At 67.7% G+C, this 18,052-nt stretch carries 16 protein-coding genes and 1 pseudogene; 5 read left to right on the top strand and 12 right to left on the bottom strand.

The window, feature by feature from the left end:
* Positions 1-2: 2 nt before the first annotated feature.
* The 3 genes from NF4_RS31915 to NF4_RS31925 form a co-directional block, all read right to left on the bottom strand.
* Complete coding sequence (locus NF4_RS31915; protein WP_157120715.1) at positions 3-1,667, bottom strand: FAD-binding protein; 1,665 nt, start codon at positions 1,665-1,667, stop codon at positions 3-5.
* A gap of 29 nt (positions 1,668-1,696) precedes the next feature.
* Entirely contained in the window at positions 1,697-2,068 is a 372-nt protein-coding gene (locus NF4_RS31920) for a nuclear transport factor 2 family protein (RefSeq protein ID WP_063131122.1), read from the bottom strand.
* A gap of 81 nt (positions 2,069-2,149) precedes the next feature.
* Positions 2,150-3,685, bottom strand: a complete 1,536-nt coding sequence (locus NF4_RS31925) for an FAD-binding protein (RefSeq protein ID WP_063131123.1) — start codon at positions 3,683-3,685, stop codon at positions 2,150-2,152.
* Between the two features lie 206 nt (positions 3,686-3,891).
* Between NF4_RS31925 and NF4_RS31930 the strand changes: the two genes are divergently transcribed.
* Complete coding sequence (locus tag NF4_RS31930) at positions 3,892-5,517, top strand: flavin-containing monooxygenase (protein WP_063131124.1); 1,626 nt, start codon at positions 3,892-3,894, stop codon at positions 5,515-5,517.
* Positions 5,518-5,588: 71 nt separating this feature from the next.
* A complete protein-coding gene (locus NF4_RS31935; RefSeq protein ID WP_063131125.1) occupies positions 5,589-6,272 on the top strand; it encodes a PadR family transcriptional regulator in 684 nt (227 codons plus the stop codon).
* A gap of 148 nt (positions 6,273-6,420) precedes the next feature.
* Here the strand turns inward: NF4_RS31935 and NF4_RS38280 are convergent, their stop codons facing one another.
* Complete coding sequence (locus NF4_RS38280) at positions 6,421-7,059, bottom strand: Dabb family protein (protein WP_063131126.1); 639 nt, start codon at positions 7,057-7,059, stop codon at positions 6,421-6,423.
* On the bottom strand, positions 7,052-7,399 hold the full coding sequence (locus tag NF4_RS38285; protein WP_063131127.1) for a hypothetical protein: 348 nt from the start codon (positions 7,397-7,399) through the stop codon (positions 7,052-7,054). The genes NF4_RS38280 and NF4_RS38285 overlap by 8 nt, the downstream gene beginning before the upstream one ends.
* 150 nt (positions 7,400-7,549) lie before the next feature.
* On the opposite strand from NF4_RS38285, the gene NF4_RS31950 reads away from it, so the two are divergent.
* Positions 7,550-8,506 carry an alpha/beta hydrolase gene (locus tag NF4_RS31950; protein WP_063131128.1) on the top strand — a complete coding sequence of 319 codons (957 nt, stop codon included), beginning with the start codon at positions 7,550-7,552 and terminating at the stop codon, positions 8,504-8,506.
* Positions 8,507-8,609: 103 nt separating this feature from the next.
* On the opposite strand, the gene NF4_RS39635 is transcribed toward NF4_RS31950, so the two are convergent.
* Together NF4_RS39635 and NF4_RS40200 are read right to left on the bottom strand one after the other, a co-directional pair.
* Positions 8,610-8,978 (bottom strand): hypothetical protein, encoded by a 369-nt coding sequence (locus NF4_RS39635; RefSeq protein ID WP_063131129.1) that lies wholly within the window; start codon positions 8,976-8,978, stop codon positions 8,610-8,612.
* A gap of 14 nt (positions 8,979-8,992) precedes the next feature.
* A pseudogene (locus NF4_RS40200) lies at positions 8,993-9,886 on the bottom strand (phosphotransferase); the annotation flags it as partial.
* Between the two features lie 1,319 nt (positions 9,887-11,205).
* Between NF4_RS40200 and NF4_RS31965 the strand changes: the two are divergent.
* The gene (locus NF4_RS31965; protein ID WP_198165553.1) at positions 11,206-11,460 is read left to right on the top strand and encodes a MerR family transcriptional regulator; all 255 of its coding nucleotides are present in this window, start codon (positions 11,206-11,208) and stop codon (positions 11,458-11,460) included.
* Between the two features lie 191 nt (positions 11,461-11,651).
* Here the strand turns inward: NF4_RS31965 and NF4_RS31970 are convergent, their stop codons facing one another.
* The 3 genes from NF4_RS31970 to NF4_RS31980 form a co-directional block, all read right to left on the bottom strand.
* Positions 11,652-12,296, bottom strand: coding sequence for a recombinase family protein (locus tag NF4_RS31970; RefSeq protein ID WP_369690964.1), 645 nt, complete (start codon positions 12,294-12,296; stop codon positions 11,652-11,654).
* 303 nt (positions 12,297-12,599) lie between these two features.
* A complete protein-coding gene (locus tag NF4_RS31975) occupies positions 12,600-13,199 on the bottom strand; it encodes a hypothetical protein (RefSeq protein ID WP_063131131.1) in 600 nt (199 codons plus the stop codon).
* Between the two features lie 60 nt (positions 13,200-13,259).
* Positions 13,260-14,312, bottom strand: coding sequence for a medium chain dehydrogenase/reductase family protein (locus NF4_RS31980; RefSeq protein WP_063131132.1), 1,053 nt, complete (start codon positions 14,310-14,312; stop codon positions 13,260-13,262).
* A 104-nt stretch (positions 14,313-14,416) separates the two neighbouring features.
* Here NF4_RS31980 and NF4_RS31985 point away from each other — a divergent pair, with 104 nt between their 5' ends.
* Positions 14,417-15,052 carry a TetR/AcrR family transcriptional regulator gene (locus tag NF4_RS31985; protein WP_063131133.1) on the top strand — a complete coding sequence of 212 codons (636 nt, stop codon included), beginning with the start codon at positions 14,417-14,419 and terminating at the stop codon, positions 15,050-15,052.
* Positions 15,053-15,190: 138 nt separating this feature from the next.
* Here NF4_RS31985 and NF4_RS31990 read toward each other — a convergent pair whose 3' ends face one another.
* Both NF4_RS31990 and NF4_RS31995 read right to left on the bottom strand, forming a co-directional pair.
* Positions 15,191-16,723 carry a serine hydrolase domain-containing protein gene (locus tag NF4_RS31990; protein ID WP_084533722.1) on the bottom strand — a complete coding sequence of 511 codons (1,533 nt, stop codon included), beginning with the start codon at positions 16,721-16,723 and terminating at the stop codon, positions 15,191-15,193.
* 576 nt (positions 16,724-17,299) lie between these two features.
* Positions 17,300-17,827, bottom strand: a complete 528-nt coding sequence (locus NF4_RS31995) for a CAP family protein (RefSeq protein ID WP_198165551.1) — start codon at positions 17,825-17,827, stop codon at positions 17,300-17,302.
* Between the last annotated feature and the right edge of the window lie 225 nt (positions 17,828-18,052).

Consider the following 18,052-nt stretch of genomic DNA (forward strand, 5'->3'; position numbering starts at 1 on the left):
GATCACTCCTTCGTCGCGGCGTGGCGGGCGGCGATATAGCCGAACACCATGGCGGGTCCGATGGTGGCGCCGGCGCCCGCGTAATCGGTGCCCATCACCGCGGCGGACGTGTTGCCCGTCGCGTACAGGCCCGGGATCACGGCGCCGTCGGCGCGTAGGACCTGCGCGTTCTCGTTGTACACCAACCCACCTTTGGTACCGAGGTCACCGATGCGGATTCGCAACGCGTAGAACGGTGCCCGGTCGAGTACGTCGAGGGTGGGTTGCGGGAGAGTCGGGTCGCCGTAGTAGTTGTCGTAGGCGCTCTCGCCGCGCCCGTGATCGGTGTCGCGGCCGGTGCGCGCGGCGTCGTTGTACCGGCGCACGGTCGCCTCCAGGGCCGCGGCGGGCACGCCGATCGCGTCCGCCAGGCCACCGACGGTGGCCGCGCTGCGCACCAGCCCCGAGGACAACCAGTCCGCCGGAAACTTCTGCCCCGGCATGATCCCGCCGATGGGGTAGCGGTTCTTGGCTCTGCCGTCGAACACCAGCCATGCCGGGTCGTGACCGCCGGCCAGCTGCGCGTGCACGAAGGTGACGTAGGGGGCGGCCTCGTTGGTGAACCGGACACCGGAGCCGTTCACGATGATCGACCGGGGTATGGATCGTTCGGACACCAGGACCTGGTTGATCCCGTCGGGCCGCTGGAACGACGGCATCCACCAGGCGTCGTCCATGAGATCGACCGCGGCGCCGACCCGTTCCCCGGCCACGATCCCGTCACCGGTGTTGTCGGCGGAGGCGGCGCTGAAGTTGTCGCGGCCCCCGGCGGGCAGGTGCTGTTTGCGCAGCGCCTGGTTGTATTCGAAACCGCCGGTCGCGAGCAGCACTCCGCCGCGGGCCCGGATCCGTATCTCCCGGCCGGCCCGTTCGGCCACCACTCCCAGCACCGCGCCCGCTTCGTCGGTGATCAGCGACCGCATCGCGGTGTTCAGCCACAGCGGGACCCCGGCGTCGCGCAGCGCCAGGCGGAGCCGGGCGATCAGGGCGCGGCCGAGGGTGTCCATATGCCGGCGCAGCACCACGGCTTTGACTGCCCGCAGTCCGGTGAGCAGCGCGGTCCAGCGGGCCTTCCAGGTCCGGGTGACCATGTTCAGCTGGACGAAATCCTTGGAGGTGATGAACAGCCCGGGCGGGGTGGCGAGCGCGGCCGGGCGCAGGTAGGGCTCGTCGGCACCGAGTTCGCGCAGGTCCACCGGCAGCGGTTCGATCGACCGGCCGGCCGGACGCCCGCCCGGAGCTTCCGGGTGGTAGTCGGAATAGCCGGTGCACCACTGGAAACGCAGGTGCGGGCCGCTGCTCTCCAAGAACTCCAGCATTGCCGGGCCCTGGTCGATGAACGCGTCCAGATTGGCCGAGGGCACCCGGTCACCGACCACCGCGTCGAGGTAGGCGCGTACCTCGGCGCGGGAATCGCGCAGGCCCTCGCGCAGCAGCACCGGGTTGTTCGGTACCCAGATCCCGCCGCCGGACAGCGCTGTACTTCCGCCGTAGTAGCCGGCCTTCTCGATGACCAGGGTGTCCGCGCCCCGGTCCGCGGCGGCCAGCGCGCCGGTGAGGCCGCCGGCGCCGCTTCCCACGACCAGGAAACCCACCTCGTGATCCCAGTGCTGTTCGGTAGGAGACACGGATATCTCTTTTCTCGTAGAGCTCGAACTCAGCCGAAGCTGATGTCCTCGGCCGACCAGAACGCGCGCATACTCGTGATCCGCGCGTTCTCGTCGAAGGTCATGACGTCGATGGGTTCGACGGTGATGGTCTGGTCACCGGTCTCGGTGACGACCCGGAAACCGAACGCGGCGCTGTCGCCGCTCACCCGCAGGCTCAGCAGTTCGGTACTGCGACGCGCGGATTCGAGGCTCCCGTAGAATTTCTCGATGGCCGCGCGGCCGGTGTGCGACGGACTGCCCACCGGGTCTTCCAGGGTGGCGTTCTCGTCGTAGAGGGCGGCGATATCGGCCGCGGTTCCGGTGGCCACGGCGGCGAGGTAGCGGTGTACGGCCGCGCGGATCTGTTCGGGTTCGGGCATCGATGTTTCCTGTTCGGGATCGGGGCGCAGTGTTCGGCCGGCCCGTGGGTGAGCATGTCGGCGGTTCGCGATGGCCCGGTGCTAACGGCCGAGCATGTCGAGGACAGCGAGATGGGCGAACAGCATCGAGGCGCCGATCGGGTTACCGCCGCCGGGGTAGACGGTGCCGCTGACCGCGGCCATGGTGTTGCCGGCGGCGTACAGGCCGGGGATCGGTGTCGCGTCGCGGTCCAGCACCCGGGCGGCGCGATCGGTCCGCAGCCCACCCTTGGTGCCCAGATCGGACAGGCCGAAGGCGGCGGCGTGGAAGGGCCCCCGCTCGATCGGCACCAGCGGTAGCTCGCCCTGGGAGAAGGCCCGGTCGTAGGCTTCCTCGCCGCGGCCGAAATCGGTATCGGCACCCGCGGCGACCATCGCGTTGTACCGCTCGACGGTCTCGACGAGGTGGGCGGCGGGGACGCCGATGGCCGCGGCCAGTTCTTCGAGCGTCTCGGCGGTATGCCACAACCCGGCCGCCTGGTACTTCTCTGTTTCGACCATCGACACATTGGTGGCCTGTACCGGCGGCCGGACCCCGTCCCGGTCGTCGTAGATCATCCAGAACGGCAGGGTCATACTGCCGGCGCGCAGCCGTTCGATGGCCGCCCGGCCGAGCCGGTCGTAGGGCGCGGATTCGTTGACGAACCGCTTACCGTCCTGGTCGACGAAGATGCCGCCGGTGAACCACAGCGCGAAGGCCGACCGCCCGTCGGGGTGGGTGAGCCCGGGCGACCACCACGCCTGATCCATGAGATCGATATCGGCTCCGGCGGCGATACCGGCCCGATGCGCTTTTCCTTGATTGCCGGGCGGGCCCATGGTGTCGCGGGCCGCGCCGGGCACGCCGTAGTGGCGGCGCATCTCTTCGTTGCCCTCGAATCCGCCCGCCGCCAGGACCACACCGCGCCGGGCCCGGATCGCGATCGTGCCGTCGGGCCGTTCGATACGCGCGCCGATCACCGCGCCGTCCTCGACGATCAACTCCGCGAGGGCGGCGTTGCGGTAGAGCCGGACGTCCGGATAGGCCACCAGCGCGCGCAGGAAACGGCCGATCAGCGCCTGCCCGCCGATCAGGAGTTCCGGCGGCTCGGCGCCGAGCCGGTCGGTGTCCAGCGGGCCGCGCAGATGTGCGCGCAGGTCGCCCAGTTCGGCGGCGGGCAGCGGTACGGGGACGATATGGCGTTGTCCGTCCGTTCGCGCTTTCGGCGCCGCGCCGAAATAGTCCGGCCACGGATACATCTGGAATTCGAAACGCTCGTCGCTCTCCAGGTATTCGATGAGGTCGCGACCGCGGCGCACGAAGGTTTCCTGCAGTTGCGCCGGGGTGCGGTCACCCACGACCGCGCGGAAATAGGTGAGCGCGTCGTCGAGGGTGTCGTCGGTACCGGCGCGCTCCAGCACGGGATTGCACGGGAACCAGACCCCGCCGCCACCCGAATACGCGGTGGTGCCGCCGAATTTGTCGGTCGCTTCCACCACCGCGACCGACAATCCCTCCCGGGCCGCGGTGTAGGCGCCGGCGAGTCCGCCGCCGGACCCCGCCACCAGCACATCCACTTCGTCGTCGAAGTCCACCACTGCTCCACCGCCTCCTCGCGCTGCCGGCTCGTGCCGAGGCCGACGGTAGGGCCGGTGCCCGGCGCGGGCGAACGGTTCTCCCGGTGACCGGGAGAACCGGCGCGATCCGGTGAATGTGCCGGTCAGCGGGAGAAGGGCGACCAGGAGGCCGCGGCTGTCCCTACCGTCGCCGCAGAGCACCGGACACCCGAGCAGTTGGAGGCACTGTGAACCCCGGAACCCCCCCGTCACCCGGCCGGACCCGAGTCGATGTGGCGGTCGTCGGCGCGGGTATCGCCGGGCTGTACGCGCTGCACCGGTTCCGTAGCCGCGGCCTCACGGTGCGGGTGTTCGAGGCCGCCGACGGCGTGGGCGGGGTCTGGTACTGGAACCGCTACCCCGGCGCCCGCTGCGATGTGGAGAGCGTGGACTACTCGTACTCCTTCGACGAAGACCTCCAGCAGGAATGGGACTGGAGCGAGAAGTACGCGGCGCAGCCGGAGATCCTGGCCTATCTCGAACACGTGACCGACCGGTTCGATCTGCGCCGCGATATCGAATTCGGTACCCGGGTCACCGGTATCCGCCTCGACGAGTCGTCACTGACCTGGGAGGTGGACACCGATACCGGTAGCCGTGTCACGGCCCGGTTCGTGGTGCTGGCCACGGGGCCGCTGTCGAATGCCAACACCCCGGCGATCGAGGGCCTCGACACCTTCGCCGGGCGGCTGCTGCACACCTCGGCCTGGCCGCACGAGGGCGTCGACCCGACCGGGCAGCGGGTCGGCGTGATCGGCACCGGTTCCTCGGGTATCCAGGCGATCCCGGTGCTCGCCGAACAGGCCGCGCGGCTGCACGTGTTCCAGCGCACCGCCAACTACAGCGTGCCCGCCGGCAACACCGCGCTCGACGACGACACCCGGCGCGCCCAGAAGGCGGATTACGCGCAGCGGCGGCGGCTGTCGATGGCCAGCGGCGGCGGCTCACCGCACCGCGCCCACCCGAAATCCGCGCTCGCGGTGAGCGAGGAGGAACGGCGCGCCGCCTACGAACAGCGCTGGCAACTGGGCGGTGTGCTGTTCAGCAAAACCTTCCCCGACCAGCTCACCGATCCCGCCGCCAACGAGACCGCCCGGCTGTTCTGGGAGGAGAAGATCCGCGCCGAGCTCGACGACCCCCGGGTCGCCGAGCTGCTGATCCCCCGCGACCATCCCATCGGCACCAAACGCATCTGCACCGATACGAACTACTACCGCACCTTCAACCGGGAGAACGTGCAGCTGGTAGATCTGCGCGCCACACCGATCGAACGAATCGACGCGGGCGGTCTGCACACCACGGGTGCGTATTTCCCGCTGGACACCTTGGTGCTGGCCACCGGATTCGACGCGATGACGGGCTCGGTCGCCAAAATCGCGATCACGGGCCGCGGCGGACGGACCCTCAACGAGGCGTGGGCGGAGGGCCCGGTGAACTATCTCGGGCTCGGTGTCCCCGGCTTCCCCAATCTGTTCAACCTCACCGGCCCGGGCAGCCCGTCGGTACTGGCCAATATGGTGCTGCACTCGGAACTGCACGTGGACTGGGTGGCCGAGGCGATCGGGTTCGTCGACCGGCGCGGAGCCACCGCGCTGGAGGCCCGTGCCGACGCGGCGGCGGCCTGGGTCGCCGAATGCGCCGAGCGGGCGTCCGGGACCTTGATGACCCGGGCGAACTCCTGGTACCTGGGGGCGAACATCCCGGGCAAACCGCGAGTCTTCATGCCGTTCGTGAGCGGTTTCGGGGTGTACGGCGAGATCATCGCCGAGGTCGCCGCCGCCGACTACAAGGGTTTCGACCTACTGGACCGGTGAGCGACGCGATTCGCGCCCGCCACGGTAGTCATATGCCGGACCGGTATATGACCACTGATAGCATTCGGCGAATGACGACGAGCGAACCCGACCTGGCGCAGATCAACCTGCCGCCGACCAGCTGGGCGGTGCTCGCCATGCTCTCCTACGAGGAGGAGATCTCCGGGTACGACCTGAAGAAGTGGGCCGACTGGAGTATCCGCTACTTCTATTGGAGCCCCTCCTACAGCCAGATCTATTCGGAGCTGAAGAAGCTCGAACGGCACGGGTTCGCGCACTCGCGGGTCGACGCCGACAACGCCATGCGCGGCCGCCGCCTCTACCGGATCACCCCGGCCGGCCGGGCCGCCGTCACCGCCTGGACCAACAGCGCGCCGGTCGACCCGCCGATGCTGAAACATCATGTGATGTTGCGGATCATGTTCGGGCATCTGAGTTCGCCGGACCGGCTCAAGGAGATCCTGCGCGACCATATGGCCGATGCGGAACGGCTGGAACGCAGTGCCGCCGTGGACGCGGCGGCCGCGAAGTCCGAACCCGGCTGGGCCTACTCGCAGATCGTCCTGCAATGGGCCGAACGCTACTACGCTTCCGAGCGTGCCCTGACCCAGCAGCTGATCGACGATATCGACGCGGCCGAGACCGCGCTGGTGGCGGCCGAACGCGACGAGCAGGCCGCCTATCCGCATCCCACCCCGGGACGCTGGCGCGAGGTGGAGCAGCGGGTCAAAGACGAGGAACCCGGGCGGCGCTGATCGCGATCGCCCGGCGCCGGTCCGCCGATGCGGGCCGGGCACTCGGCATCGCAGGCGCGCGCTCGGCCGGGTCGGCTCGGTACGAGCGGAAGCAACACCGAACGCCGGCACCCGCACCGGGTCGGCGGAGTGACCCGTCGTAAACCGGTCAGGTCAGCACCGGTTCTGTACGGACGCAGTAGCTGTGGCAGACCCGGTCGCGGACGACGACCTCCGGGCATTCCGGGTCGAACCAACGGTCCACCAGACCCCAGTGCACCGGATGCGCGAGGTAGGCGCCCACCAAGCCGTCGAGGTCGCTGAACTCCTGCTCCCAGATGTGCGTCCACTGCGCGGTGCCCTCGGCCCGAAGGGCCCGGCTCAGCCGCCAGGCGCGGATGGTGGATACATGCCGGGGCATCCGCAGCAGGTCGGCCTCGAATTCGGCCAGCACCCGCGGCGACGTGTCCGGGTCCACGCGCAACAGCAGGGTGCGGTACACCGTGCCCGGGCTGCTCGGCCCGGCCACACCGTGCACGCCGGGACCGTGGTCGGCTCCGTCGACGCGCAGCACCTCCGCCCGGTCGCACACCGCTGCCAGCCGGGTCGCCGCCGCCCGCCCCACCGCCGGTTCCGCGAAGCTCAGGCGCAGCAGGATATCGCCACCGTTGCGGACCCCGGGCAGAGTCGGTTCGATCAACGCGCGCCGCGCCGCACCGGCTGCGGCCCGCAGCCCGGCGAGCAGGGTATCGCGTGCGCCCGGGGCAACATCCGGGACCAGATGGATCAGTCGGGTGATCTCATACATCGGCGAGCGCCTCGAGATCGCCGGCCGCGGCGGCCGACTCACGGGTCCGCCGGGCGATCAGGTGCCCGACCCCGGCCCACCATCGGGCCGGCTCCGGGTCGGGCCGGCTTCGCCAGGTCATCTCCCACCATCCGGCGGGACCGGCGAGCTCCCAGGTCACGGTGACCGTATTGGGCCGGTCGTCGAGCCAGAGCGGCGGTGCCACCAGCACCCGGTCGAGGACCATCCCCCGCGCGGTCGCCCCGGGAACGTACTCGGCGAGATAGCGGTCCACGAATTCCCGTGCGCCGCCGGGCATCGTCTCGATCCGGTCGACGATATAGACCTTCGCTGCACCCATCGCCCCACGGTAGGGCCGTACCCGGCGGTCCGGCCGGGACCGGCCCACTCTCCGGGAGACGCGACTCCGTCCGCGCCGTCGCCGACCTACGGTGGCCCGATCAGCCGTGGGGCCGGGAGCTACCGGTCACGAGAATCGAGGAGGCCGCAGATGGAATCAGAAGCCCTACGCGACGCCGAGCCCGGACTGCTTCCCGAGGTGGCCTCGATGCTCACCGCCCTGGACAGCGGCTTCCCGGACGTCACCACCCTGACGGCGCCCGAACTGCGGGCGATCATCCGGTCCCGCCGCGCGCCGCTGCAGTGGCTGCCCGCGATGCGCGATGTCTCGAACCTGACCGTCGACGGACCGGGCGGCCCGCTGCCCATCCGGGTCTACCGGCCCCGGCACGACGCCTCGGCGCTCCCGGTGATCGTGTTCGCGCACGGCGGTGGGTTCGTATTCTGCGATCTGGACAGCCACGACGAGCTCTGCCGCGCGATGGCCGAGGGGGTCGGCGCGGTGGTGGTGTCGGTGGACTACCGGCTCGCCCCGGAACATCCCGCGCCCGCCGCACACGAGGACATGTACGCCGCGCTCGTCTGGGCCGCCGAGCACGCCACCGAATACGGTGGCGATCCCGCCGCGCTCGTGGTCGCCGGGGACAGTGCCGGCGGCAATCTCGCCGCCACCGTGGCACTGGCGGCCCGTGATCAGGGCGGACCCCCGATCGCCGCGCAACTACTGCTCTACCCGGTGATCGACGACGATTTCGACACCGAGTCCTATCGGCGCTACGGCAGCGGGTACTACAACACCGCCGCGGCGATGCGCTGGTACTGGCAGCAGTACGCCCCGTACGGCACCGCGGACGCCCGCCTGGTGCCGACCCGCGCGGACACCCTGGCCGGGCTACCGCCCGCGGTGGTGATCACCGCCGAACTCGACCCGCCCTGCTCGTCCGGCGACGCCTACGCCCGGCTGCTCGCCGAAGCCGGTGTCGCGGTGCGCCACCGTCGTTACGACGGGTTGTTCCACGGGTTCCTGACGATCCCCGCTCTCGCGGTCACCCGGACCGCACGCACGGAGATCTGGGAGATGCTGCGCACCACAGTCACGACCCGGTAAGCGACCGCCCTCCGGATACCGCCCGCGCCGTCGGCACCACGACTGCCGGTTCACGGAACTGCACGAAGGCAGCCGGAGTCGATGTCGGGGTCAATGACGCCGTCTACACCCATCCACGCAGCATGTCGGCCATTTCATCGCGTGGAACGCTGGGCCATGGCGGCTCTGGATGTCGAGACAATCGGTGGTTGTAGAACAAGGTCCAGTAATCGAGTTTACCGGGATCCTCGGCAATGGTGCGTGGCACTTTCGCAGCGACCATCGCCATCCCTCTCCAGTCCTCCATGGCCTGGTACGTGCGGAGGACAGCCTTGGCATCGACATCGGGGTTCGCAAGCGGGACCCGATCCAGCCACATGTCAGTGGCCGGACCGACGGTCTCGCTAGCCGATGACAGCGCACGTTCGAGGAAGAACCCCGCGTCGTAGAGCGGATCACTGGGCCCGGCGCATGCCCAATCGAGAATCCACAATTTTTTTGTTCATCGAACTGGAGGTTGCCTGGATAAAGGTCGTTGTGGGCGAAGTAGGTCGGCTCGCCCGCGCGGCTGAGATCCGGCCGTACATAGTCCGACAACGGCCCGAGTCCGAGTTGATCCAATCTCGCCCGATGTTCCGGTGTCAGATTGTGATACGCGTTGTCGGCATGTTGGATCATCTGCCGCTGCCACGTCGGGATATCCATGGCCATCTCCGCCGGTAGCGGGTGCGCAGCGATCAACTTCACCTGGTCCAGAAGGTCGGGTAACCAGTTCATCAGCTCGGGATCGTCGAAACCATGTGTCTCGCCGGGGACGTACTGCATGACCATGAAATCCTTGCCGGTGGCGGAGTCCGTGCCGGCGTAGAGCAGCCTGGGTGTCCGCACACCGCACTCACTTCCGTAGCGTATGGCCGTGGTTTCCGGCAACCAATGCTTCACGAAAGTCTCGATAGGCCGGGCTGTTTCGAATCTGACGACAGCCGGGCCCGCGCTCGTGTCGACCCGAATCACCCCGTTGGCGGCCCCCGCGAACTCCGGTTCCCGATCCCGGACCCTTTCGAATAGCTCCCGGGCTTCTTCCGAGGAGATTTCGAATCGGTCGCGACCATCGGGATGTGTCCGATTCTCGCTGAAGGTGTTCGTCGAGCGGGTCCCTGCGGTCGAGTCCGGCCCGCGGGCCGGTTCCCGCACATGCGCACCGGTTTCCGCAGGCACGGCGGCGCGATCGCGCTGAGCCGAACCGGCTCTGTCGATGTCCGCTGCGCTCTGCTCGCCGACGCGAGTGGTGCGGTCGAGACCCGCTTGTATCACGTGCGAGTACTCGCGGTGTGCTTCGCTGACCCTCGGGGTGCCGTTGTCGGCGAGCGCGGCGGCGAGGCGTCTGGCTGCCTCCAGCATTCTCGCGTTGAGCTCGCCGCGACCCAGACCGTCCAATGAGGTTTCCTCTCGCTGATCACCCTGTCGGGCAGCAAGGCCGAACCGGGAGACCCGGCCTCGGTGAGCGTCGGGTCGAGCCGGAGGATGAATTCGTCGGCGCAGTCGGCACCGGCCCAGCCGATGCGGTGTCGTGAGCGAGTCGAGAGCACGGCTAGCCGGCTTGTGGTGAGTGGCCGGGCTTCAACGACCGATCCACGGATGTCATGGGCGAAGTCGAGAGCGCTGGGAGATCGTTCGTTCGACCGATAGGGTGTCGAACTCGATCGGTCACTCCTGGCTCCGGGGAAGGGTCGACACACGGCACTAATCGACCGAAGTGAAACCTTCGGACGATCGGCGACAGTACCGGACTCTCAGGACCGTGCGTGCGGACGAAAATCAATATAGTGCCGGCGAATCCGGAGCTGATCAGCGGTGTTTCCCAGAATCGGTAAACGCCGGCTACTTCGCCGAGGTCGGGCCCGCACCTGACCGATCACTCTCCGACCACCGGCACACCGCCGCCGTCCACCGGCGGCACCAGGGCTCGGGTCGGACGTACCGCATCGCGGCCGGGCGACCCTGGGGACCGAGAACCCGACTCGGCGCCGACCTCCCCGAAGTGGCCTCGATGCTCACCGCCCTGGACAGCGGCTTCCCGGACGTCACCACCCTGACAGCGCCCGAACTGCGGGCGATCATCCGGTCCCCGGCTCTACCGACCCCGGCACGACGCCACGACGCTTCCGGTGATCGTGTTCGCGCACGGCGGTGGGTCCTCTTCTGTGATCTGGACAGCCACGACGAGTTCTGCCGCGCGATGGCAGAGGGGGCGGCGGCCCCGATAAGTGACCCACACCGGCCCTACAGAAAATCTGTAGCGGTCACAGTAGACATTTGCGAGGGCATGAGGTAGTTTCTGTGTTGTTGGAAGCGCAAGAAGTATCCAGAAGGCACGGGAGATGACGAACTACCCGTGATGGCAAGACCGGCGGGCGCGGCCGCGGGACCAGCAGATACAACGGTCCTCCCGCCCGCCGGGAAGTAAGTGAAGTTGCACGAAAGAAGATGAAGTAACACCGTGAGGAGAAAGGAGGCGTTGCCCGTCGGGTCGCCCGTGAAGTTATGTGGTTGGGGTGATCGCCGACGTATCGGTTACATGTCGGAAGACGAAGTAATTCCCCCTTTCAATGCCCCGGCGCCGCAGGCGCCGGGGCTCTTCGGCGTCTGGAGGCCACACGATTCCTGAACCCACGACCGCGGACGAGAAGTTCGACGATGACGACTATCCCGCCTACACCATGGGCCGGGCCGCCGACATGCTCGGCACCACCCAAGCATTCCTGCGCACCCTGGACGACGCGAAACTGATCACCCCGCAACGATCCGCCGGCGGGCACCGCCGCTACTCCCGATACCAGCTGCGTATCGCCGCCCGCGCCCGCGAACTCGTGGACTCCGGCACCCCCCTGGAAGCGGCGTGCCGGATCATCATCCTCGAAGACCAACTCGCCGAGGCCCGCGAAATCAACGCAAAACTCACCCAGCAGGATTGAGCGGAACTCGCTGTCCCGGGTCTACCGCGACCTCAACAGCCGGTTGGGGGTGTTCACAGGCCGAAGGTGTCGCGGGCGCGGGTTTTCCATTCCTCGGTGAGTTGGCGTGCTTGCCGGTCGAATTCCTGCCGGTCGGCTTCGGGCCAGGTATCGGGGTCTGATAGGGGCCGTACCGGCGTCGCCCCCGCCCTTCACCGGAGCGGCGAAGCGTGCCCCAGTTCGGGCACGTATTTGTACAGCGTGGTGCGTGATACACCCAGCAGTCGCGCGATCGAGGACACCGACTCGTCGGGCCGGGTCAGCAGCGCGCGGGCCTGACGGACCTGCTCGTCGCTCATGGCCGGGGGCCGGCCGAGGCGTTGCCCGCGGGCCCGGGCGGCGGCCAGGCCTTCGTGGGTGCCGTCGACGATGAGTTCGCGGATGAATTCGGCGAGGGCGGCGAAGACGTGGAACACCAGGCGCCCGCCGGGGGTGGTGGTGTCGAGCGCTTCGTGCAGGGACCGGAACCCGATCTCGCGGCGACGGAGATCGGCCACGATCGAGATCAGGTCCCGCAGGGAGCGGCCGAGCCGATCCAAAGAGGCGACCACAAGAGTGTCACCGGCCCGCATGTAGTCCAGGCACGCGGCGAGCTGTTCGCGCTCGACGTCCTTGCCCGATTTTTTATCGGCGAAAACCTTCTTGCACCCGACCGCTTTCAGGGCGCGGGTCTGCCGGTCCAGGTTCTGGTCCCGAATCGAGACGCGGGCGTACCCGATCAGCGCGCCTCCCCCACCGATTGGATCCAAAGCATCGCCGTCGAGCGAAAGCGGTTCGAGCGCATCGGTCTTCGTCACCCACTCATCGTATATAAAAGGGCGTCTTCATATTGTTGAACAGACCGAACTTGCGAGATGCCCCGGAACCGCCGTCGCTCGAAGCGTTTGCACTCCTTGCCTATGTTCCCGTCCGCCCCCGCTCGCCGACTGCAGTTCGGGCTTCTTGCACCGGCGATGCGACGGTTGTGCAGTGGGTGAGCTCTCCATGCCGATGTCTCGGCCCAGCGACAGCGACCCGTTACAGGGGAGGCGCCGGACGTCCTGCGGGGCACGTACGGTTTCCGTACGTGCCCCGCAGGCTGTGTGTTTCGGTCAGTGGGATCAGCGGGCAGCGAGGCGGCGGAACTCCAGGACGGTGGCAATCGCGTAGCCGACGCCGCCGGCGCCGGCGAGGACCCAGAACGGGCCTGATGCGCCGAAGCAGAGCGCGACGCCCGCGACCAGTGCGAGCCAAGCGCCCAGGCTGTAGTGCAGGACATTGCGGCGGGCAGCGCCTTCGCTGAGATAGATGAGGCCGACGATCAGGCTGGAGCCGGCGGGCCAGAGCACCGACTGCAGGTCGGGCAGGTCCAGGACGGACGTGAGACCGGTGATGGCGACCGCGAGGGCGGCGAAACCCACCACCCAGGACAGGCCCAGGAGTTTTCCGCTCAGCGCTTCGGATTCGGGCACGGTTCGCTGCGCGCGCAGGGCTGCGACGGTGGCACATACCGTGCCGGCCACGAGGCCGATTCCGAGCAGTGAGATCGGCAGCCACTCGGGCAGGGTGACCAGCGATTCGGGGCCGGTGGAAATCGCTGCGGCCCCATGGCCGATGAGGTAGGCCAGCCCGAAACCGATGTAGGCGGTGCGGTTGTCGACCTCACCCGGTCGGGTGGCGGGCGAGGCAGCGATCGGGGCGGCGAGGGTGGCGGTGGTCATGCTGTGTCTCCAGGATTGTGGTGCGGGCAGGCGAACTTGGTCGGGTTGTGGTGGTGTTGTTCAACCGGAGTGTGCGTCGGGTACGAGGACGACCTTCCCGGTGACGGTGCGGGACTCGGCCAGCGCCAGCGCCGAACCGGCCTGGGACAGCGGGAATTCCGCGGCGATCTGGGGAGTGATCTCGCCGTCCGCGACGAGCCGGAGAACCTGTGTGAGGTCGTCGCGCAGCCGGCTCCGGAAAGTATCGAGGCGGCGTTTACCGGCCCAGAAGTTGTAGAAGTGCGCGCTTTTTCCGTTGGGTAGGTAGTTCCACAGCGTCAGCCGGGCGAACAGTTTCAGTACCGGCAGTTGTGAGTTACCGTCGACGTCCTTGGTCGCTGCGGTGCCGTAGGACACCAGCGTTCCGCCGCGCCGCAGCAGCCGCCACGACTCGACCACTCCGGTACCGCCGACGTGATCGAATACCGCGTCCACGCCGTCGGGCGCGATTTCGCTGATCCGCCGGTACATCTGCGGGTCGCGGTAGTCCACCGGGATCGCGCCCAGATCCCGGACCGCCGGGTGGTGCCGGGGAGCGGCCGTGCCGATCACCGTGATCCCGTGGTGGCGAGCCAGTTGTACAAGCGTCGAACCCACACCGCCGTTGGCGCCCAGAACCACGATCGTCCCACCGGGACGGACCGCGGCGGTGCGGTGCAGCATCTGCCAGGCGGTGATGCCGTTCACCAGCACGGTTTCGGCCGCGGTCGCGGTTACGCCGTCCGGTACCGCCACCAGGTCGGCGGCATCGAGGAGCAGGGCACTGGACCAGCCGCCGACCTTGGTGACCGCGGCGAAACGCCGCCCGACGAGACCGGGGTCCACCCCCGGGCCGGTGGCCGTGACGGTGCCGACCACGTCGTATCCGGGCACAAAGGGGAACGGGGGCTGGTCGAAGTATTTCCCGCGACGCATCTGCTGCTCGGCGAACGAGACGCCCGTGGCGGCGAGGGCCAGGACGACCTGCCCCGGTGGGGGTGAGGGGAGTTCGCGGGTTGTGACCTGGAGGCCGTCCGGCTCGACCTTGCCCGGCAGGACTACTTCGGTGGCGTAGGTGGCGGTGCTGTGGCCCATGATGCGTATCCGATCGCTCTGAGTTAACGACCGTAAGGTTACGCATGTAAGTAAGGAATGCGCAAGAGCTAACACCTGTAAGTTTTGTTGTGTAAGGTGCTCGCATGGAGGAGACAGCGCCCCGCCCCCGAGTACGCAACCGCCGCGGCGAAGGAGGTCGGCTGCGGGACGAAATCGTTGCGGCGGCGGTCGAACTGCTCGACGAGACCGGCGAGGAAAGTGCCGTCACCCTGCGCTCCGTCGCCCGCCGCGCCGGAATCGCGGCCCCCTCGATCTACCGGCATTTCCCGGATCAGCCCGCCATCATGCTCGCCGTCGTACGCAATGCCTTCACCGAGTTGGACGAACAACTTCGCGCCGCCCACGACTCCGCCGTGGATTCACCGCGGGACCGCCTGCTCGCCGTATGCCACGGCTATCTGGACTTCGCGCGTACTCGGCCCGGTCGCTACCGGGCGATGTTCGCCGGGGTCTGGATACCCGATCTCACGCGGGCTTCGATAACCGAGCAGGACATGGCCACGCTCGGCCAGGACACGCTGGCATTGCTCACCCGGGCCGTCGAGAATTGTGTCGCCGCCGGCTGCGCTACCAGCACAGACGTGCGGGCGGACACCGTGGCGCTGTGGCTCGGCCTGCACGGGCTCGCCCATCAGCGAATGGTTTCCCCGTCGTTTCCGTGGCCACCGGATATCGCCGAGCGCGTCATCACCACGCTCGCGCACCTCACCGAGAGCTGATGTGCGCGCCACCGTATCCGGAGAAACACCGAGCAGATCGTAGCCGTGTCCGGCGTTATACGACCGGGAACCGGCCGCCGGAGTGGCGTTGCGCCGGGGGCAAACACCCGGTGGCCGCCCCAGCCGACCTCGGCTTCATCATCGGCAGGCCGCCGAGGCGTGGGCCTGGGGGCCTGCCGCCGCACACACCCACCACGTCGGCAGCCACCACTTGCCGTCACGCGGGACGAGGGGAACAACCAGAGGCATTCTTCCCACGCTGCTGGTCGTACTGGTCGTCGCCAAGAGAATATTCGGTCGGATCAAGGTGACCCGGCCCACGTTCATCTGCAATGAGAACTGAGCCTGGAACGATGCCATTCGATCGACGAGGTGCGGATCCTTGGCGTCGTCGACAACACGGATGCGCTTCTCTACGGCCGGAACACCCGGATCGAAGACCTCTTCGATCTGTGAGTCCATGTCGGCCACCGTCGGGAGCGGCGGCGTGGGCTCTGCCGACACTTCGACCGGGCCACGGGTGCCCGGGTAGAGATCGTCGACGATGGCCGCCCAGATGCTCGGCGCGTTGACCATCAACTGTGTCGCCGGCAGGGTGTGCTGGTTCACTACGACCACCACGCTGACGTCGCGTTCGGGCAGATAGCCGATCTGGGTCGTATAACCGAGGACCGATCCCTGATGAGACAACCAGCGGCCGTCCTGCGCCAGTCCCAGACCGTACCGGTACGTTCCACCCCCTGGCGTCGAGACATCGGTGAACGCTGTCCGAGCCCGCAAAGTCGACTCCTTCAGCAGGTCACCACGACCGAGTACCGACGCATACGATGCCAGGTCGGCGACCGAGGACACCATCGCCCCGGCCGCACCGTAAAGAGTGGGAGACGTGCGTTCGGTGACGTCGACGGAAACGTCTCCAGCGTAGGTGTACCCACGAGCGACAGGCACCGGAAGCGATCGATCGTCGGGATAGAAGGTTTCACGCAATCCGTGGTCACCGGCGAGGTCGTTCAGCACTTGGCGCACCGGCTTGCCCATCACCTGCTCCAGCACGAGCCCTAGCAGGTAGTACTCGGAATTGGAATAGTTGCCGTGCTGTCGAGGCATTTTCGCGGCGTCGGGGCGGGCGGCAATGACTCGCAGGACGTCACCACGGCCCCATTCCCGAGTGGGCTCCGCCGGTTTCAACTGCTCCGCGAACTCGGGATCCGTCGAGTAGTCATAGACGCCCCCACGCATGCCGAGCAGATCCCTGATGGTGATCGCATCGCCGTTCGGCACACCCGATACGAACTTTTCGAGGGAATCGTCCAGCGACAACCGGCCCTGCTCCGCGGCGCGCAGGACCGCTGTCGCCGTAAAGGTTTTTGTGACACTTCCGATCCGGAAGTGGTCATCGACGGTGGCCGGTCTGCGGTTGGTGGTATCAGCGAGCCCATATGCCCGGATGTAGCGGCCCCGTTCCGGGTCCACGATCGCCACCGCCGCACCAGGGGTCAACCCGGCCTCCATATGCGCACGCACGGCACGGTCGATTACTGCGGTCGCCTCGACCGGAAACCCATCGCCCGGCCGCGGGTCGGCGAAACCGCAACCTGCGGCAACCATGAGCAGTATCGAACCCAGCACTCGGGCCCGCACGCCCGAAACGAGCGGTTGGCCGCCCCTCATACCTGTTCCTCCGACTTTCGCCAGAACCGGCGACCTTCGATATCGGCCCGACGGATCATCTCGCGTGCCGACTCGGAATTTGCTCTCCGAACGAGACCTTCACCCCGGGATCTTCGTTGATCGGCATCCGATTCTGTTCACCGACATCTGTCCACCCCACCACACGTCGGCCGGAACCTCTCCCGTTCCGATCGGAAGAGCATGAGATCACATCAACCTACGAGCACGAGCGCCCGTAGGGGGAGCAGACCGGAAACCCTTCGAGCCCATAGTCGATGCTCGTGCAGCCGCATGCTCGATCGGGCTCTGTGGTGATGAGTGCTCAGGAAGGGGTCGAGCAACAGAGGGCACACTCGCCGGAACCGGCTGGTGACCGCCAAGAGGTCAGCCACCGTTCGGGTGGCTGACCACCGGTGGTGCGCCCTCGCCGGGTCCACCTGTACCGTCCGGCCAGACCATGCGCACCATCATGACCGGCTCCATCGACTATCGACTGCGCACGGGGAACAGCGCACTCGGGCGGCAAGGCCCGAAAGTCACGCTACGGCCGAGAGGATCGCCGTGGACAGGCCCGGCTCAGCGCGGGCGTGCCACGTTCTGGGGGAACTGCCCCTCTACGTTGCCCGCCGGGTTGTAGAGACCGACGACGACGGTGTAGCCGCCCTCCGAGGCGTACCCGATACCGAGCCGGGTGCTGGCCTTCCACACCAACTGCGTGAAATGACCCGTTGACATGCTGAATCCGGGGTTGTTGAAGTCGTATTCCTTGATCTCGTCGTACCACATCTGCGTGCCCATACGGACAAAGGAGACAGCGTCCCAGCTGCCCTGTCCCCCGACGAGGTTCTCCCCGGCCCCGTTCTTGTAGGGGCAGCTGTGATCGATCGTGCGCTTTTGGGTGTAGTACTGCGCGCATTTCTGGGCCTGAGCGTTCAGGTTCTGGGTCGAGGTCATGGCCGGGGAACCGTGCTTGGCCCGGTAGTTGTTGTGCAGGGTGAGCCCGTTCTGCGCGTAATCGCTCTGTCCGGCGGCTGGGCCGCCGCCGGTGACGAGCGCGGCGAGCATCACCACGGCAATAACCGATACCAATCGACCGACACGCACGACGACCTCCCGAGACAGAGCAGAACACAACAGAACGAACCACACAGACCTCGGAACCCCCACAGGCCGTGAGCGTTTCGGGATCAGGTGAGCATACTCGGACTCGCTGCACTGCTCCTCGAACGACACCGGGAACCCCTGAGCGATTTCGGCCGACATGATCATCCACGCGGTGATGCCCGGAGGGGAGTTACGGAACGACCTCGAGCCAGCTGTTCAGGGTCA

It is taken from the genome of Nocardia fusca NBRC 14340 (assembly GCF_001618425.1).
GTDB lineage: Bacteria > Actinomycetota > Actinomycetes > Mycobacteriales > Mycobacteriaceae > Nocardia > Nocardia fusca.

What these genes read in the sequence shown, in the direction of transcription:
- NF4_RS31935 (WP_063131125.1), top strand. Translation starts at nt 5,589, where the DNA reads ATGACGACGAGCGAACCCGACCTGGCGCAGATCAACCTGCCGCCGACC.
- NF4_RS31965 (WP_198165553.1), top strand. Translation starts at nt 11,206, where the DNA reads ATGGGCCGGGCCGCCGACATGCTCGGCACCACCCAAGCATTCCTGCGC.
- NF4_RS38280 (WP_063131126.1), bottom strand. Translation starts at nt 7,059, where the DNA reads ATGTATGAGATCACCCGACTGATCCATCTGGTCCCGGATGTTGCCCCG.
- NF4_RS31980 (WP_063131132.1), bottom strand. Translation starts at nt 14,312, where the DNA reads ATGGGCCACAGCACCGCCACCTACGCCACCGAAGTAGTCCTGCCGGGC.
- NF4_RS31975 (WP_063131131.1), bottom strand. Translation starts at nt 13,199, where the DNA reads ATGACCACCGCCACCCTCGCCGCCCCGATCGCTGCCTCGCCCGCCACC.
- NF4_RS31985 (WP_063131133.1), top strand. Translation starts at nt 14,417, where the DNA reads ATGGAGGAGACAGCGCCCCGCCCCCGAGTACGCAACCGCCGCGGCGAA.
- NF4_RS38285 (WP_063131127.1), bottom strand. Translation starts at nt 7,399, where the DNA reads ATGGGTGCAGCGAAGGTCTATATCGTCGACCGGATCGAGACGATGCCC.
- NF4_RS31950 (WP_063131128.1), top strand. Translation starts at nt 7,550, where the DNA reads ATGGAATCAGAAGCCCTACGCGACGCCGAGCCCGGACTGCTTCCCGAG.
- NF4_RS31990 (WP_084533722.1), bottom strand. Translation starts at nt 16,723, where the DNA reads ATGAGGGGCGGCCAACCGCTCGTTTCGGGCGTGCGGGCCCGAGTGCTG.
- NF4_RS31920 (WP_063131122.1), bottom strand. Translation starts at nt 2,068, where the DNA reads ATGCCCGAACCCGAACAGATCCGCGCGGCCGTACACCGCTACCTCGCC.